The sequence below is a fragment of the Brevibacillus fulvus genome, assembly GCF_016908525.1.
GTDB lineage: Bacteria > Bacillota > Bacilli > Brevibacillales > Brevibacillaceae > Brevibacillus_G > Brevibacillus_G fulvus.
Genome location: NZ_JAFBEB010000001.1, coordinates 311754 through 329010 on the forward strand (window position 1 = coordinate 311754; position 17257 = coordinate 329010).

The 17257-nt window shown below is 51.6% G+C and carries 15 protein-coding genes; all 15 read left to right on the forward strand.

The genetic code is table 11. The features are described 5' to 3' along the window. Positions 1–41 precede the first annotated feature (41 nt). The 15 genes from bshA to JOD01_RS01755 all read left to right on the forward strand — a co-directional run bounded on the left by bshA (position 42) and on the right by JOD01_RS01755 (position 17122). Positions 42–1154, forward strand: coding sequence for an N-acetyl-alpha-D-glucosaminyl L-malate synthase BshA (bshA, locus tag JOD01_RS01685; protein ID WP_204516473.1), 1113 nt, complete (start codon positions 42–44; stop codon positions 1152–1154). A 135-nt stretch (positions 1155–1289) separates the two neighbouring features. Next, positions 1290–2534 carry a CCA tRNA nucleotidyltransferase gene (locus JOD01_RS01690; RefSeq protein WP_204516474.1) on the forward strand — a complete coding sequence of 415 codons (1245 nt, stop codon included), beginning with the start codon at positions 1290–1292 and terminating at the stop codon, positions 2532–2534. Beyond that, positions 2509–3489 carry a biotin--[acetyl-CoA-carboxylase] ligase gene (locus JOD01_RS01695; RefSeq protein WP_204516475.1) on the forward strand — a complete coding sequence of 327 codons (981 nt, stop codon included), beginning with the start codon at positions 2509–2511 and terminating at the stop codon, positions 3487–3489. The genes JOD01_RS01690 and JOD01_RS01695 overlap by 26 nt, the downstream gene beginning before the upstream one ends. 245 nt (positions 3490–3734) lie before the next feature. After that, complete coding sequence (gene panB, locus JOD01_RS01700; RefSeq protein WP_204516476.1) at positions 3735–4598, forward strand: 3-methyl-2-oxobutanoate hydroxymethyltransferase; 864 nt, start codon at positions 3735–3737, stop codon at positions 4596–4598. Next, positions 4595–5455 (forward strand): pantoate--beta-alanine ligase, encoded by an 861-nt coding sequence (gene panC / locus JOD01_RS01705; protein WP_239565115.1) that lies wholly within the window; start codon positions 4595–4597, stop codon positions 5453–5455. The genes panB and panC overlap by 4 nt, the downstream gene beginning before the upstream one ends. Before the next feature lie 25 nt (positions 5456–5480). After that, positions 5481–5864 (forward strand): aspartate 1-decarboxylase, encoded by a 384-nt coding sequence (panD, locus tag JOD01_RS01710; protein WP_204516477.1) that lies wholly within the window; start codon positions 5481–5483, stop codon positions 5862–5864. A gap of 108 nt (positions 5865–5972) precedes the next feature. Then, a complete protein-coding gene (locus JOD01_RS01715) occupies positions 5973–7400 on the forward strand; it encodes a tetratricopeptide repeat protein (RefSeq protein WP_204516478.1) in 1428 nt (475 codons plus the stop codon). A 97-nt stretch (positions 7401–7497) separates the two neighbouring features. Then, positions 7498–10368: an ATP-dependent DNA helicase DinG gene (dinG, locus tag JOD01_RS01720; protein WP_204516479.1), complete on the forward strand. Its 2871-nt coding sequence runs from the start codon at positions 7498–7500 to the stop codon at positions 10366–10368. 52 nt (positions 10369–10420) lie between these two features. Then, complete coding sequence (locus JOD01_RS01725) at positions 10421–11308, forward strand: ComEC/Rec2 family competence protein (protein WP_204516480.1); 888 nt, start codon at positions 10421–10423, stop codon at positions 11306–11308. A gap of 15 nt (positions 11309–11323) precedes the next feature. Then, a complete protein-coding gene (locus tag JOD01_RS01730; protein WP_204516481.1) occupies positions 11324–11947 on the forward strand; it encodes a redox-sensing transcriptional repressor Rex in 624 nt (207 codons plus the stop codon). 7 nt (positions 11948–11954) lie between these two features. Continuing rightward, entirely contained in the window at positions 11955–13253 is a 1299-nt protein-coding gene (locus tag JOD01_RS01735) for an amidohydrolase (protein ID WP_204516482.1), read from the forward strand. A 420-nt stretch (positions 13254–13673) separates the two neighbouring features. Further along, the gene (locus tag JOD01_RS01740; protein ID WP_204516483.1) at positions 13674–14366 is read left to right on the forward strand and encodes a hypothetical protein; all 693 of its coding nucleotides are present in this window, start codon (positions 13674–13676) and stop codon (positions 14364–14366) included. A gap of 17 nt (positions 14367–14383) precedes the next feature. Then, positions 14384–14875 (forward strand): cell wall elongation regulator TseB-like domain-containing protein, encoded by a 492-nt coding sequence (locus JOD01_RS01745; protein ID WP_204516484.1) that lies wholly within the window; start codon positions 14384–14386, stop codon positions 14873–14875. 212 nt (positions 14876–15087) lie between these two features. Continuing rightward, positions 15088–15624: a hypothetical protein gene (locus tag JOD01_RS01750; protein ID WP_204516485.1), complete on the forward strand. Its 537-nt coding sequence runs from the start codon at positions 15088–15090 to the stop codon at positions 15622–15624. Continuing rightward, positions 15617–17122, forward strand: a complete 1506-nt coding sequence (locus JOD01_RS01755) for an AAA family ATPase (protein WP_204516486.1) — start codon at positions 15617–15619, stop codon at positions 17120–17122. The genes JOD01_RS01750 and JOD01_RS01755 overlap by 8 nt, the downstream gene beginning before the upstream one ends. Positions 17123–17257: the final 135 nt, after the last annotated feature.

A 17257-nucleotide genomic window follows, 5' to 3' on the forward strand; every position in this document is an offset into this window, starting at 1 on the left:
TCCTGATCAAACCTTGGACAGAGCTAAAGGAGAGTACGAGGATGAATATCGGGATTACTTGTTACCCTTCGTTGGGCGGTTCAGGTGTAGTCGCCACGGAATTGGGTAAACTTTTGGCGGAAAGAGGGCATCGCGTTCATTTTATCACCTCTGGCATGCCATTTCGCTTGGGAAGTTTTCACCCCAACATTTATTATCATGAAGTAGAAGTGAATCATTATGATGTTTTTAAATATCCTCCCTATGATTTGACATTGGCCAATCGCATGGCCCAAGTAGCAAGAAACGAAAAGCTGGACATCCTGCATGTGCACTATGCGGTGCCTCACGCGCTTTGTGCCTATTTGGCCAAGCAAATGGTCGGGGATCATTTGAAAATCGTAACCACGTTGCACGGAACGGACATTACGGTTTTGGGTTACGATTCCAGCCTGAGCGAGATGATCCGGTTCGGGATTGAACAAAGCGATGCGGTTACCGCCGTCTCCAACGATCTGATCAAAGAGACGAGGCGCTTGCTTCAAGTAGAAAAAGAAATCACCACTATCTACAATTTCGTCGACAAACGCCGCTACTACCCCAAACAAGTCGATGAATTAAAAAAACGGTTTGCTCCGCAAGGCGAGAAAATCATTATGCACATCTCCAACTTTCGTCCAGTCAAGCGGACGCGGGATGTGGTGGAAGTTTTCCGCCGCGTTCATCAACAGATGCCGGCAAAATTGATTCTTGTCGGCGAAGGTCCAGACTGGTGCGAAGTGCGCAATCAGCTGAACGAGTGGGGGTTGCAAGATGATGTCATTTATTTGGGCAAACAGGAAGATGTAGCCGAAGTGATCTCTTTGGCCGACGTCATGCTGCTGCCGTCGGAAAAGGAAAGCTTTGGCTTGGTGGCGTTGGAAGCGATGGCTTGCGGTGTGCCGGTGGTCGCTACCAATGCGGGCGGCATCCCGGAAGTGGTCATTGATGAAGTGACTGGCTTCCTCTGTCCGATTGGCGATGTGGAGCGATTGGCTGCCAGAACGTTGCGGCTGCTGGAAGATGAACAGTTGTACCGTCAGTTTTCCAATAACGGAATTCAACGATCCAATCAAGAGTTTTGTCATGAAACCATCGCAACCGCTTATGAATCGTTATACGAGCGGCTGCTTTGATAAGCGGTTACAGTTTGTGTCGGGTCGTTGACTGGAGCAGCTTGGAGAGAACGATAAAAATCGCCATCAAGATTTTCATAGGCAGTGCCTCCTTGCGTTAAATGCTCGATTCGGCGAAGCGAAAGGGGATGGGCGATGTTAAAAGAACAGGCGAACCAGATCCTGGCGAGGTTGGAAGAGAACGGGTTCGAAGCGTACTTCGTCGGGGGATGCGTGCGGGATTGGTTGCTGGGAAGACCGGTTCACGATATAGATATATGCACAAATGCCCATCCGCGCGATGTCATGCGTCTTTTTCCCGAGCATATTCCGACCGGTTTGCAGCACGGGACGGTGACCGTCAAGCAGGGGGATGCTTTGTTTGAAGTAACCACATTCCGTGTGGAAGGCAACTATCGGGATTTCCGCCGGCCGGACGAAGTTCAGTTCGTCTCTGACTTGACAGAGGATTTGCAGCGGCGCGATTTCACGATCAATGCGATCGCGATGGATCGAGCAGGCACACTGTTTGATCCATTTCACGGCCTAGCCGATTTGCGCCAGCGTATCATCCGGGCGGTTGGTGAGCCGAAGCAGCGGTTTGCCGAGGATGCCTTGCGTTTGTTGCGCGCGGCCCGGTTTGCCGCACAGCTTGGGTTCGAGATCGAGCCGTTGACCTATGAAGCGATGAAACAGAGCGCAGACTTTTTGCCGCGGATTGCCGTTGAACGAATGCGCGACGAATTGAACAAGCTGCTGAACGGCGCATTCCCGCAGCAAGGCTTTCGGATCATTGGCGAGACAGGGCTGTTGCGCGGCTATGCCGAATGGGGGTTGCCAAAACTGTTTGCCTCTGCGGAAACGCAGGCATGGCGGCTTGTCCATTTGACGACCCTCCCGGAAAAATGGTCTTTGCTGTTTTATGCCGCTGGCAGCAGACAGCGTCAGACAGCGGAATTGACGCATTTTTTGCGCATGTCCAATAAAGAACAGGCGGAAATCGGCCGATTGGCTGCACTGCTTTTGCGAGTTGCCCCGGAGTGGGACAGGCCGGAATCTGTCAAGTGGGCGCCCTTGTTGCTAAACGTTGGCCGGCAACGTTGCCTGCAGCTTGCTTCTTTGCTGATGGCTTGCTGGCATGCGGCGCAGCCAACCGATTTACATACAGAGGTCGACGCGGCTTACCAACAGCTGCCGGTAAAAACTTTGCAAGATTTGACAGTCAGCGGGAAGGACTTGCAGTTGCACCTGCAAAAAAAACCGGGGGACTGGATCGGACGCGTGTTGCAAGCGTTGTTGGTTCAGGTGGCTTTGCATGGGTTGGCCAACAGGCCAGAGACGCTGCTTGCAGCGGCAAAAAAAGAGGTGGAACGGGATGCATATCAAACAAAAAATACTTAAAGAATTTCATGCCAATCCGGATCAATTTGTCTCCGGGGAATATTTAAGCCAAGCTTGCCATTGTACGCGGACGGCTGTTTGGAAACATATCGAAGAATTACGCAAAGACGGATACCGGATTGAAGCGGTTCGCAAGTCGGGCTATCGCCTGCTGGGAGCGCCGGATGCGGTGACAGCCGCCGAAATTACGGCTGGGCTGTCAACCGAGCTGATCGGTCAAACCGTCATTGCTTACGATAGCGTTGCCTCGACCCAGCCGCTCGCTCATGAGGCCGCTGGCAAAGGGACGCCCGAGGGCACGCTGGTCATCGCCGATCAACAGACAGGCGGAAAGGGACGACTGGGCAGAAAGTGGCATTCCCCCCAAGGAACGGGCATTTGGATGAGCTTGATTATTCGGCCAAACATTCCGTTGCCAAAAGCGCCGCAGCTTACCTTGCTGACGGCTGTGGCGATGGCGCGGGCGATCGAAGAACAGACTTCTTTGCCGGTCCAGATCAAATGGCCGAATGATCTGTTGATCGGCGGCAAAAAAGTATGCGGCATCCTGACGGAAATGCATGCCGAGTCTGACCGGATTCACTACCTGGTAATCGGGATGGGCGTCAATGTCAACGTAACATCGGATGATTTTCCCGAAGATTTGCGGCAAATTGCCACCTCACTGCGCATGGAAACGGGCCGCGTCTTGCGGCGAGCCAGTCTGATACAAGCTTTCTGCCGGCATTTTGAATTTTATTATCTCGATTATTTGCAGCATGGCTTTGCCCGGGTCCGCCAGGAGTGGGAACAAAAATCTTACTCGCTGGGGCGTGTGGTGACCGTCCGAACTTTGCACCATACGATCGAAGGGAAAGCGCTTGGTCTCGACCAGGAAGGAGTGCTGCTAGTCGTCGATCGGGAAGGTCGGCAGCATAAAGTGTACTCCGCCGATATCGATTATGGAGAAAATTGAAGACCTTTGGTATACTGTGGTTGGGAAGAGGCCAAATCCATCCGGAATGGCACTCGATACCCGACTTGTTTTTTTTCTTTCATTCTTTTAAAAAAATCTGCTCAGAGCCCGTGGGACCGAGACAGAAGGAACATTCCAGTCTGCATGAATTGGTACGGACAACCTTCTCCCGTTTGCGGCGAGAAGGTTTTTTTGCGGAAAAGGCGGCAATCATGCCGCGGGCCGAGTGCAAAAGGTGGTCAAACATGGAGAAAAAAAGAGAAGTGCCAGTGACAACTGCTGAGTTGCGCAAAATGAAAGAGCGTAAGGAACCGATCGTGATGATTACCGCTTACGACTATCCGTCCGCCAAATTGGCGGATGAGGCGGGAGTGGATATGATTCTCGTCGGCGACTCGTTGGGGATGGTTGTGCTTGGCTATGATTCAACGATTCCCGTCACAATGGAAGACATGATTCATCATACGAAAGCGGTCACTCGCGCGGCCAAACGCGCCTTTGTCGTGGCGGATATGCCTTTTTTGAGTTATCACGGCTCATTGGAGGAAAGTGTCAAAAATGCCGGACGATTGATGCAAGAGGCGCAGGCAAAAGCGGTCAAAATAGAGGGCGGGGTGGAGATTGCCCCGGTAGTTACCAAATGTGTCCAGGCGGGCATCCCCGTAGTCGGGCACATCGGTTTAACGCCCCAGTCTGTTCATCAGCTGGGCGGCTATAAAGTGCAGGGCAGAGATCCGGAGACGGCCAGACGGCTGCTGACGGAAGCCAAGGCGCTGGAAGATGCGGGCGCATTTGCCATTGTGCTGGAATGCGTCCCGGAGGAAGTGGCCGGATTCATTACGGAGAATATCGGCATTCCCACCATCGGGATCGGTGCCGGTGTCAAATGTGACGGACAGGTGCTGGTGTTCCACGACGTGCTCGGGTATGCTTCCAATTTGAAACCGAAATTCGTCAAACAGTATGCTCAAATCGGCGAGGCCATCACACAGGCTGTCCTGCAATACACAGCGGAAGTCAAAGAACGGCAATTTCCGAGCGAGCAGCATACGTTCACCGCGAATGAAGATACGATCAAACAGTTGTATGGAGAAGGTGAAGGAGCATGAATAAGGGATTGGAACAGGTAACGACGATTGCAGAGGTGCGAAAACGCGTCTCTTTGGCAAAACAGCAAGGGAAACGGATCGGGTTTGTGCCGACGATGGGGTATCTGCATGCCGGACACGTCAGTTTGGTGGAAAAGGCGCGGCAAAATTGCGATTTTGTCGTCATGAGCATTTTCGTCAATCCGCTGCAGTTTGGGCCAAACGAAGATTTCAGCCGTTATCCCCGCGATATCGAGCACGACCGGGAAGTCGCCGGCGCGGCCGGGGTCGATCTGCTGTTTACGCCAACAGTGGAAGAAATGTATCCTTCGACCGTATTGACGACGGTCTCGGTTACGCAAGTGTCGGAACCGCTTTGCGGAAAATCGCGGCCGGGTCATTTTGACGGGGTGGCGACTGTCGTGCTGAAGCTGTTCCAAATCGTTCAGCCCGACGCCGCTTTTTTTGGTCAAAAAGACGCGCAGCAACTGGCCGTCATTCAACAAATGGTCCGGGACTTGTCCGTTCCGGTTGACATCGTGCCTTGTCCAATCAAACGGGAAAAAGACGGTTTGGCCATGAGTTCCCGCAATGTGTATCTGTCTGCGGAAGAACGGGAGCAAGCGCTGATCCTGTCCCGCAGTCTCCAGCAAGCGCAAGCGGAACTGAAACCGGGCGCGTTGGCCAGAGAGGTGCGCGAGAATATTGTCAGAACGATTGAAACACAACCGCTGGCCGATATCGATTATGTGGAAATTTTGCAATACCCGAGTCTCGAGCCAGTGACGACTTTGCAAAAAGGGCAGCAGGTGATCGTCGCCTTGGCTGTTCGCTTCGGACATACCCGCCTGATCGACAATGAAATCGTGACTATATAAAAAACAAACGAAAGGAGGCAGAAAAATGTTTCGCACCATGATGAAGGCAAAGCTCCATCGCGCAACGGTGACGGAAGCCAATTTAAATTATGTGGGCAGCATTACGATCGATACGAATTTGTTGGAAGCGGTGGACATTCTGCCCAATGAAAAAGTACAGATTGTCAACAACAATAACGGGGCCAGACTGGAAACGTATGTCATCCCCGGTGAACGGGGAAGCGGCGTGATTTGCTTGAACGGAGCGGCCGCGCGCCTGGTTCAGCCTGGCGATACGGTTATTATCATTTCCTATGCGATGATGGACGAAACAACCGCGCGCCAACATCAACCGCGCATCGCTGTGTTGGGTGAGGGCAACAAAATTGTGCAAATGCTGGGGGAAGAGCAGCCATCAACTGTGCTGTAACGAAGCTGCGTTGAATCAGCTGGTTTTTATCTGCAAAAATGTTGAATAGAGCCACACACCTTGTGACACAATGAAACTACTCACAGCCGCAAAGGGGGTGGCTCTTTTATGCAATTGGAGGAATGGTTCGATTCCTTGCATAAAAAGTTGGATGCCATTGAACAAGAATGGCCAAATGCAACGAGAAATGAAAAACTTACTTTGGCCAACCAATTGTTCCAGTTAAGAGGGATTAGTGACAAGTTGGTCGATTCCTGGCTGCAGTTTGAAGAAAAATTGAGCGGCCTGATTACGACGATCAAGCACCAGGAAAACGCCAGTCCGACAGCGTCCCAGCCTGATGGCCATGAGTTCCCGCCAACGACAAACGGTTTGCCGGCAGAAGAAGATTTCCAGCTGGATACTTATTCACATATGTTTCGCAAAGGAGAGGGGTACTATCATTTGCGCCTGTTTCAGGATGCCAAACAGTGCTTCTCCGACTTGCTGCAAGAATCGCCCGACTGGGAAGAAGGCAGGCTTTATTACGCTTACAGCCTGTTTTTTTGCGGTGAGACAGAAGCGGCCTTGCGGGAATTTCGCTTGTTGAGCCGCTCTGGCAGTTCGCCCAAAACGATTGCGATCAGTTACAATGCCATCGGCTGCATGCTCGCGGAAGAGGGACAATGGCTGGAAGCGAGCCAGGCTTTCCGTTCAGCGCTTGCCGAAAAATCGGATCACCGCGAAGCGTTGTTTAATCTCGCGCTCTGTTATCTTCAGGAAGGGGAAGCGCAGGAGTCCTACGCGACCGCTGAACGATATTTGCAGCTCTACCCAGCGGACCGGGAAGCGCAAATTTTGTTGCTGCAGGCGGCGCGGAAGTTGCGCCAGTTGAACAGACGGGCAGAGATCATCCTGCCGGAAGGACTGATGGTGCCGAGCAAAGAACATGACCCGCAAACGTTGCGGGAAATTGCCTTGTTTTTGGAGTCTTCCGGGGAGTATCATCGCGCTCAGTTTTGCTATCAGCTGATCACGGAACAGCAACCGCGGGAAGGATGGGGATGGCATGGTCTGGCCTGGACGACTTGGCTGATTTCTGGCACAAGGCGGGCGTTGCAGCAAATGAAAAAAGCGATCGCGCTGGCTCCCGACAACCTTGACTTTTTGTTTAGTTACGGCTGGATGGTATTATTTGATGGAGACAGGGAGCGGGCAGCAAAAACATTTGATTTTATTTTGCAAAAAAATCCCCGTCACTACCTGGCGCGTTGCGGTGTGGTCACCGTTTTGGCGATCAATGGCGACTTGGCTTCGGCCAAACAGATTGCCCGCGGGTTTTTGGAGGACGCCGATCCGTATGTCCAGTCGCTTGGCTATTTTCAGTTGGGCAAGCTGTCCGTCCTGGAGGAAAAGTGGGAACAGGCGGACCAATATTTCCGCAAAATCCACCCGGATCATCGACCGTCACAGGAACTTCCTGTTTACTTGCAATTATGTGCCCAAAAAATGGGGAAACCAATGGAAGCTGAGCAACTGATCCCTTATACTGTATAAGATGACGCATGGAAGTTGAGGGCGAAGCAGGGGGATTGGCTTGTTCCCGACTCATGCTATCAGTTGAGCAGGGTGTTGCGGATGAGGTGACAGAAGCTTGAATCGTTTTATTGTGGTTGATTTTGAAACAACCGGGGGTCTCCCCCGTCAAGGAGATAAAATTATCCAAATCGGGGCGGTAACGGTCGACAATGGACAAATCGGGGAAAGTTTCTCTACATTGGTCAACCCGGAACAGTCCATCCCCCCGTTCATTACCCAGTTAACGGGTATCCATGACGATATGGTGGAAAACGCGCCAACGATGGAAGAAGTATTGCCAGATTTGTTGCGGTTGCTGGAAGGACGGACCTTTGTAGCCCATAACGCTTTGTTTGACCTGCAATTTTTGCAAGAAGCCCTGCTGAGCCAGGGCTATTATACGTTTGACGGTTATGTGCTGGATACGGTGGAAATGGCGCGAATCCTCCTGCCGATGCAAAGCTCGTACCGGCTGGGCGAACTAACCGGTGATTTGGAGATCGAGCATGATCGCCCCCACCAGGCGGACAGCGATGCAATGGCCACCGCCCAGTTGCTGCTTCATCTGCTCGACACATTGCGGGAGCTGCCGTTGATTACGCTGCAGCAGCTCCAGGTGCTCGTCTCCTCCTATCGGTCCGATTTCCAAGTGCTGTTGCGGGAAGTGGAAATGGAAAAATTGACGGCGCTGTCGTTTACGGACGACGGGGCAGTGTTGCCGCAAGACACGCAGTGGGATATTTTTCAACAGGTGGCGCTGCGCAAACCACCCCGTTTGCCAAAACGAGAGCGCAAACCGGAGCCGGTCGGCCCGATTTCGTTGGAACGGCTTCTGGAAGAGGAACAAATCCTGTCGCAAACGGTCTCGGAATACCGTCGCCGCGATGCCCAGGAGGAAATGTTGCACGAAGTGTACGCCGCGATGAATGAGGGAGCCCATTTGCTGGTGGAAGCGGGAACCGGGATTGGCAAAACGCTGGCTTATCTGCTTCCGGCAGTGGTTTGGGCAAAAACGAACAAACAGCAAGTGGTGATCAGCACCCGAACCATCCAACTGCAGGAGCAGATTTATGAAAAAGAGATCCCCGCCTTGCAGCAGGCGTTGCCGTTTTCCTTCACGGCAGCCAAATTAAAAGGCCGCAGCAATTATCTCTGTTTGCGAAAATTTGCGCAAAGTTTGCAGGAACCGTTGGATGGCACCAGTCAAGAACTGCGCCTAATCAAAGCGCAAATTTTGGTATGGCTGACGCAAACGATCACGGGCGATGTGGAAGAACTAAGTTTGTCGCAGACAGGGCAACAGTTTTGGCAGCAAATAAACAGTACGGCCGAGTCCTGCCAGAACCACAACTGTCCCTGGTTTAGCCGCTGTTTTTATTTTCGCGCCAAGGAGCAGGTCAAAGATGCCGATATTGTGATCGTAAACCACGCTTTGCTGGTCAGCGACTTGAAAGCGGAGGGGCATATTTTGCCTCCTTATCAGGTGGCGATCATCGATGAGGCACATCACCTGGAAGAAATGGCCACTTATCATTTGGGACAACAGTTTTCCAGCATGCAACTGCAGCTCATCGTCGATCGCTTGTCCGTGGAAGCGGGCACGGTTCTGTCTGATTTGATGGAACGGTTAACAGAGGATCAGCAGATTGCTTCCGCTGTCCAGGAAACGGGTGTTGCTTTGTCTGCCCTTCATCAACAGCTGCGGGACACCAGCCAGCAGTGGACGCAATCGCTTTATCATTGGGCTTTGAAGCAAGGGGAAGAGACCGATTTTGGACGCTTGTCCGTCCGCTATCGGCGGGAGCTGTTTTCCGGAAAGCAGAAGCGCATCATAACCAGTACAGAAAAAATCATCAGCCAGCTGTCCAGCTACGCGGCAGAACTGGAAACGTTACTGCGCTTTGTTGAGCAAACGTCGCAGGGAACGGATGAACTTCGCTCGCCTATGGCCGACCTCAACGGCTGGCTGGAACAAATTCGGCAAACAATGACCAGCCTGCATCAACTGCTGCTGGAAGAAGCGGATGATGTCGTCTTTTGGCTGGAGGTAGATCCGCGAACGCCGCGCAAGCAGGTTTTTCTGTTCGGGGCTCCGCTGGATGTCTCTGCGGAGTTGGCAGGGCGTCTGTTCGCAGAAAAGCGCAGTCTGATCCTTACATCCGCTACTTTGACGATAAAGGGCCGCTTTGACTTTATGCTGGCGCAGTATGGGTTGGATCAGTTGCCCGAACGCGAGGTGCGAACGCTGGCATTGGGCTCGCCATTTGATTATCAAAAGCAAGGATTGTTGCTGATTCCTGCTGATTTTCCCGCTCTTGGCAAAGAAACCGACCAGAGCTTTTTGGAAGCGGTGATTCAAGGGTGTGTCGACATCGCGCGGGCATCGAACGGGAGAACGCTCGTTTTATTCACTTCTTATGCGATGCTGCGCAGTGTGCATCAAGGGATGAAAGAATTGCTGGCAGACGAGGAGTTTACCATTCTCGGACACGGTATTGACAGCAACAACCGCGGCAAGCTGGTGCGTCTGTTTCAGTCGTTGCCCAAAGCGGTGCTGCTTGGCACGAGCAGTTTTTGGGAAGGCGTGGATATTCCCGGCCAGGCACTCAGTTCCCTGGTGATTGTCCGCCTGCCTTTTGCTCCGCCCAATCACCCGGTGCTCCAAGGACGTTCGGAACGATTAAAGGCAGAGCGCAAAAACCCGTTCATGTCCCTGTCTTTGCCGCAGGCGGTCATCCAGTTCAAGCAGGGAGCCGGCCGACTGATCCGTCATCACCACGATCGCGGGGTGTTGGTCGTGTTTGACACCCGGATTGTTGAATCGAGATATGGACGGGCTTTCATCCAATCGCTGCCGCCGTTTCAAATGTTGACCGGACCGTGGACCGAGCTGCGGGCGCAAATTGAACCGTTCTTGGCGGGCATGCCTACCTCAACAGATTCATAAAATGATTGTAATAGTCTGGCGAGGATTAAGGTGATAGAATAGGATGCAGCGGATGAGAAAAATGTCGATTTTTCTGAGTTTGTTGTCAGTGCTCTTGTTCGCAACGGCTGGCTGCGCGCGGGAATCTGATTTGCAGGACACCGTGAAAATTGATGATCCATATTTAAGTGAAAATGAACGGGACTTTACCGGCATGGTTGTCACCTTTTTTGCACTGCCCAACGGGGAAAGTACGCTGGTCCGTTTTCCCAGCGGAAAAAACATGCTGATTGACACGGGCAGTGCGGATGACGCCGAAGTTTTGCAAACGTTGTTGGAAGAACGGCAGGTCACGGCGATCGACTATCTGGTGATTAGCAATGACCAGCCGGAACATGCCGGCGGGTTTGCGCGTTTGGCCCAACACACACAACTTGATACGATTCTTTTGCCCAAACCGATTTTCTCCACGATCGCCAACGCCATTTCCCTGCCGTCTGACAAGAAGCTGATGCTGCTGTCGGAGGGAGACAAGGTCAGCTTTGAACCAAAAATTACGCTGACGGTGTTGAATCCGGGGGAACAGCTTTCCTTGTCGCCGCAGGACAATTCGCTCGTATTTCAACTGCAGCAGGATCAATTGCGATTTTTGTTTACGAGTGCCATCAGTGAAAAAACGGAAGAACAACTGTTGAGACTGATGCCCGGTCTTTTGCGGGCAGAGGTGCTGAAAGTGGCGGATCAAGGGAGCAATCAGGCTTCCTCGCAGCTTTTCTTGAACAAGGTGGACCCGCAAGTCGCTATCATCGAGACAGGGAAAACACCGTTGGAACATAACAGAGGGCAGGAGGAAGTGCTGGAGCGGTTGGGGGAATCTTGGGCGGAAACCTACATAACGAAACAGCACGGTACGATCACCATATTATCGAATGGAAAACAATACCGGATTTTAAAGAGATAAAAGGGGGGAGAAACGATGGCAAAGACAGAGAAAATATCCGAAGCAGTGATCCGAAGACTCCCCATTTATCTGCGGTATCTGACGCATTTGCAAGAGATGGGTATCACGACCGTTTCTTCCCAGCAGATGGGGAGCACGTTGGATGTAAATCCGGCGCAAATTCGCAAAGATTTGGCTGCTTTCGGCGAGTTCGGGAAAAAAGGCATCGGCTATGATGTCCAATATTTGATCGGGAAAATCCGGCACATCCTCAACATTGACCAAGAATTGCGCATTGCCGTCGTTGGCGCTGGCCATCTCGGACATGCCATCAGCAACTATAATGACTATTTGCGGGACAATATGCGCATTGTCGCCATTTTTGATACCGATCCGCAAAAGTTTGGCGAAGAGATCGCCGGCTTGAAAATCCAGCCGTTGGCGGAACTCAAACAAACGGTAAAAACGCGGCACATTCGCCTGGGAATTATTACGGTGCCGGATTTTGCGGCACAAATGGTCGCTGATGAGTTGATCGACGCAGGAATTGAAGGCATTCTCAATTTTGCCCCGATTACCCTGCGAACCGATAAAGAGGTTCGGATCGATTACGCCGACCTGACTTCCAGCTTGCAAAGTTTGGCTTATTACTTGAATTAGGAGGCCTTTGATGAAGACAATAATTACCAATGCAACTGTCATTACCATGAACGAGCAAAACGAAGTGATTCTGTCGGGAGCGGTTGCCTTTGAAGGAAGCAAGCTTGTATATGTTGGACCGACACCTGAAGATTTGTCCGCTTACGATGAAGTGATCGATGGTCGACACAAATACATATTGCCTGGCTTGATCAATACGCACGGGCACGCCGGCATGGCCTTGTTGCGTGGGTACGCTGATGATTTGCCGCTGCAACAGTGGCTGGAAGACAAAATGTGGCCGATGGAAGCGCAATTTACCGCTGATCATGTAAAATGGGGCACCCACCTGTCGATTGTTGAAATGATCCGTACCGGAACCACGACGTTCGTCGATATGTACGACCACATGGGGGTAGTCGGCCAAGCCGTTGCCGAAACCGGAATGCGGGCTCGTCTCTGCCGGGGAATTATCGGGCTGTGCTCGGAAGCGGAGCAGCAAGCCAAACTTCAGGATGCGGTCAGTTTTGCCAAAGAGTGGCATTTGCAAGCGGATGGACGAATTACGGTGATGATGGCGCCGCACGCTCCTTACACGTGTCCACCCGATTTCATCCGCCAACTGGTGGACAAAGCGGAAGAACTTGATTTGCCGATGCATATTCATATGTCGGAAACGCAATTTGAAGTGGAACAAAATGTGAAGGATTATGGAGCGCGCCCGGTGGCTCATCTGGAAAAACTCGGGGTGTTTAACCGTCCGACACTGGTGGCCCATGCTGTCCATTTGACGGATGAGGAAATTGACATCTTGGCAAACTATCAGGTGAGGGTCTCGCACAATGTGATCAGCAATTTGAAATTGGCCAGCGGCGTTGCGCCGGTACCGAAAATGCTGGAAAAAGGAATTCGCGTTTCGCTCGGGACGGACAGCTCGGCCAGCAATAACAACCTCAACTTGTTTGAAGAGTTGAAATTGGCGGCGATTCTCCATAAAGGGGTTCTCAACGATCCGGTGGCAGTCCCTGCCGAACAAGCTCTGCGCATGGCCACGCGTTATGGAGCGGACGGTGTCTTCCAATCGGAGCAGCTCGGCTCGCTGGAAGTTGACAAACAAGCCGACCTGATTATGCTGGATGCCAACCAAGCTCATTTTCATCCGGTTCAGCATCCGATTTCCCACGTCGTTTATGCTGCCAATGGCCGTGATGTAACCGATACGATTGTCGCCGGGAAATTTTTAATGCGGAACCGCGAACTGTTGACGATCGATGAAGAAAAGGCTATCTATGAAGCAAACCGCCTGTTTGATCAATTAAAAAGATAAAAGGTCTCCTGCCGCTGGACAGGAGAGAAGTGGAGCGTAGGTGTAGGTAGAGGATTTTTTAAATCATTGGTGGTGCTGTTCCTTTCTCCAGACCTCCGTAAGTGGGGTATGACGATAGGTGATGCTTGCAGAGTGTGACAAGGTTCGCAGCGGTGATGAGAGACCTGCCCAAGAAACACAGTATTCCCTCAGCACGAGCTGAAATGCATCAGGAGATGCCGTTCTCTGTGACAGTGTCACGCGCTCACCTCCTTGGGGTGTACCTGTAGTATGACCGACCTGTCTCGCGGTATGTTTAGTAAGTTTTCCTGCCTGTTCTAAAACCTTCTTGTATAGCATACGCTGTGGAAAAGCGTCCAAGTAAATCGGAACGCTTGTCTTGCGCGTGATCTTAAGCTGTACAGGACGGGAGGCGAATTCATGTACATCCGGCGGGAATGGGTCTGGTGGTTGGTGCCGGTCTTTGCTGCGCTGTTTTGCATCGGGATGCTTTTGGGCAACTGGCTAGACAAGCCCGAAAACCGGCACCCCTCAGTTGTAGCTTCACCAGAACGGTTTACGGCAGACAGAGAAGTGGTGGAAGAATTGATCCGTCCGCTTTCGCAGGAACGCAGCATTCCGTTTTCTGTTTGGTTTCACAACAACACCTTGAGCGGTCATTTTCGGGCAAACACGTTTGAACTGTCGGGCACGATAACCGGCCACCAATTGACCATGAAGCGCGACGCCAAAGAGGTGTCCGTGCTGTTTGACGGGCAGCCGCAAAATCCTCAGCTTTTGCCTTATTCCCTTTACACGCCCTATGAGCATGCGGCGGTGATCCGGGCGCAATTGCAATCAATCGATCCGCTGCCAATTTCGGATCCTGTCCAACAGCAATGGCTCGGCTATGAGATTTCCCTGCCGCCTGACGAGGTCAAATCGATGATTGCTCTTTGGCTGGGGCCGCATTTTCCAGTGGATGATGTTCTTGATGAAGTGCTTGATCAGGTTCGCGTCAAATATCAGCTTTGGTATGAGCCGGAGCAAAGGCAGTTGCGCCAGCTGGTCGTTGACTTGCAATTGGATACGCCAAATGGCAAAAAACAAGACCAATTGTTGTTTCGTTTGTAGGAGAGGAGAAACGTACGGTGCGAGTTCGCGTAATCATTACGGCAGCAGTCGTTCTGTTTTTAGGGGTGGCTGTGTTTGTATCCCATCTCGTCTCGAGTGTGGTTGGCGATAAACGGGCGATGATGGAACAGGCACGGCAGTGGGCCTTGGAACGAACGAATATTACCGAAATCGAGCAAATTGACGAGTATCGCGGCAAGCAAACGTATGCGGTGGTCATTGGGAAAAATCGCGTCGGGACGCGTGAAATCGCCTGGTTGACAAAGGATCAGATCGTTTTTGATACAATGGAGCATGCCATTCCGCGAGAAAATGTCGAAGCAGCCGTCCGTAAAGGATTTCCGCAGTCGGAGATTTTGCGGATTGTCCCTGGCATGGAGGGACAGCAGCGTTTTTGGGAAGTGACGCTGCTTGATCCGGACGGCAAATACCGTTATTTGCACTATGATTTTTATCAGGGAAATGTAACCAAATCGTACGTTGTTCAAACAATTGATTACGCTTCATGAGCGTGCGCGGAGCAAACCCGTTTCGGCCTGCTGGCCAAACGGGTTTTTTGCTGTTCAACCGCTGTGGTGACAGCAATGGCAGTATCTACATAGGAAATTTGATAGAAGAAATGCTATACTGAAAGTCGATCAGTGACGGAAGCAGTTCCACTACACTTACATTTATGTCTATGTTGAAATTCTATATTATAGATAGCAAGGGGGAGTATACGTTGCAAACACGCAAGGCACCGATCTCCATATTGTTAACGCTTGTGGCTACTCTCACCCTTTTGTTCGGCGGTTGGTTTCTGTACACAAAGATGGAAGTGGAAGAACCGATCCGCACGGAGATTGGAGAAATGACGTCAGCAAAACTGGCTGATTTGCAAGTGGCCCGCGACGAAATTGCCGTCAATTTGCAAATCACCAAACCGGATACGTTTCCGGCGGAGTACCAGTCCCTGCTGCGGCATATCGAAGAGATTTCGCCAAACAAGCATGTAGACATTACTTTTGAAAATCAAGACAAAGCTTTGCAAAAGATTTGGACCAACGATGTATTCCGCTTTACAGAAGCGGTTGATTTGCACCAATACAGCAAGATTCCCGCATTGTTGACAGAATGGAAACAGAAAAATCAACTGGACGCGGCGACGTCGCAAATGGACCAGGACAATATTTATATTTATCTCAAGCGGGATGCCGGCCAATTTTTTGCCATTGTACCGCGGACTTCACCAGAGCAAGGAGTGACTGGACATGAGTAAAGAAATTTTGTTAGGGATCGTGCCAGGGATCATCATTTTTCTCCTGTTTCTGGGTGTGAATATCATGCCGTTTGTTGTGTTTGCGGCTGTGATCGTCGCCCTCTATTTTCTGGTAGCTCGGCAGCAGGGCGGTAACCTGGGGATTTCCGCCAAACGCAAAACCGGCAAACATGCTGTCCCTGTGACAAATATACAGTTTGCCGATATCGGCGGACAGGAGAGAGCCAAGAACGAACTGAAAGAGGCGCTCGATTTTTTAATCTTGAAAGATAAAATCAAACAGTACGGCATTCGCCCGCTGAAAGGCGTTTTGCTGACCGGACCTCCGGGAACAGGGAAAACGCTGATGGCCAAAGCGGCAGCCAACTACACCAATTCGGCTTTCGTCGCCGCTTCGGGGGCACAGTTCGTCGAGATGTACGTCGGGGTAGGTGCACAGAGAATTCGGGAAATCTTTAAAGAAGCCAAAACGTTGGCCGAAAAGAACGGCCAGGAAAGCGCTATTGTCTTTATCGACGAGATCGACGTGATCGGCGGCAAACGGGAAGGACAACAGCAGCGTGAGTATGACCAAACCTTGAACCAACTGTTGACCGAAATGGACGGGATCAGTACAAGCGAAAATCCGCGTATTTTGGTTATTGCGGCAACCAACCGCAAAGATATGCTGGACTCCGCACTGTTGCGGCCAGGCCGGTTCGACCGGCATATCGTTGTCGATCTGCCGGATTTGAAGGCACGCGAGCAAGTGCTGACGATCCATACAGCCAACAAGCCGTTGGCCAGCGATGTATCCTTGGAGAGAGTGGCGCAAGAGACGTTCGGTTTTTCCGGGGCGCAGCTGGAAAGCGTCGCGAACGAAGCGGCGATTTATGCGATGCGGGAAAGCAAGGACAAGATCGAAGCGAAACATTTTTCCTATGCGGTCGATAAAGTGATGATGGGGGAAAAAGTAGACCGGGAAGCAAACGAGGAAGAAAAACGGCGGGTGGCCTTGCATGAGTTGGGCCATGCCATTGTGAGCGAACGAGTCAGACCCGGCTCCGTCGCCCAGGTTACGCTGACACCTCGCGGGAAAGCTTTGGGCTATGTCCGGCAAAATCCGATGGAAGACCGCTATCTCTATACGAAAGACGCTTTGGAAAAACAGATCATGGTCTGTTTGGGCGGAGCGGTTGCCGAGGAAATTTATTTTGGCGGCAGAAGCACCGGTTCGAAAAATGACTTTGAACAAGCGTTGGGAATGGTACAGGAAATCGTGCAAAGCGGCATGTCCCGGTTGGGAATTGTCAATATGGAGTATGTTTCGAAAACCGAGATTCATCAAGAGGTTCATCAATTGTTGGAAGACTTGCTGCAGCGTACGCGCGATCTGTTGAAACGCCATGATGAAGTATTTCGCGGGAGCGAGCAAATTTTGCTGGAACGTGAAGTACTGAACGGCGACGAGTTCCGCAAGATGTTGGACAACGTGAAAATGGCAGAGGTAGCTGTGTAAGTTCGGCTTCCCCTTGCCTGCAGCAAAGGAAACCTGGCAAATCATGCCGGGTTTTTTGCTTTGCGCCTAATTTTATCCGATAAGTGCCCAAACTCTCTGGACGTGAATATTCTACAAAATGAGATACGGAGAGAA

Excerpts from the sequence above, each read along its gene's own strand:
- JOD01_RS01730 (WP_204516481.1), top strand. The coding sequence starts at position 11,324 with ATGGCAAAGACAGAGAAAATATCCGAAGCAGTGATCCGAAGACTCCCC.
- panD (WP_204516477.1), top strand. The coding sequence starts at position 5,481 with ATGTTTCGCACCATGATGAAGGCAAAGCTCCATCGCGCAACGGTGACG.
- JOD01_RS01715 (WP_204516478.1), top strand. The coding sequence starts at position 5,973 with ATGCAATTGGAGGAATGGTTCGATTCCTTGCATAAAAAGTTGGATGCC.
- JOD01_RS01755 (WP_204516486.1), top strand. The coding sequence starts at position 15,617 with ATGAGTAAAGAAATTTTGTTAGGGATCGTGCCAGGGATCATCATTTTT.
- JOD01_RS01690 (WP_204516474.1), top strand. The coding sequence starts at position 1,290 with ATGTTAAAAGAACAGGCGAACCAGATCCTGGCGAGGTTGGAAGAGAAC.
- bshA (WP_204516473.1), top strand. The coding sequence starts at position 42 with ATGAATATCGGGATTACTTGTTACCCTTCGTTGGGCGGTTCAGGTGTA.
- panB (WP_204516476.1), top strand. The coding sequence starts at position 3,735 with ATGGAGAAAAAAAGAGAAGTGCCAGTGACAACTGCTGAGTTGCGCAAA.
- JOD01_RS01740 (WP_204516483.1), top strand. The coding sequence starts at position 13,674 with ATGTACATCCGGCGGGAATGGGTCTGGTGGTTGGTGCCGGTCTTTGCT.
- panC (WP_239565115.1), top strand. The coding sequence starts at position 4,595 with ATGAATAAGGGATTGGAACAGGTAACGACGATTGCAGAGGTGCGAAAA.
- JOD01_RS01695 (WP_204516475.1), top strand. The coding sequence starts at position 2,509 with ATGCATATCAAACAAAAAATACTTAAAGAATTTCATGCCAATCCGGAT.
- JOD01_RS01725 (WP_204516480.1), top strand. The coding sequence starts at position 10,421 with ATGAGAAAAATGTCGATTTTTCTGAGTTTGTTGTCAGTGCTCTTGTTC.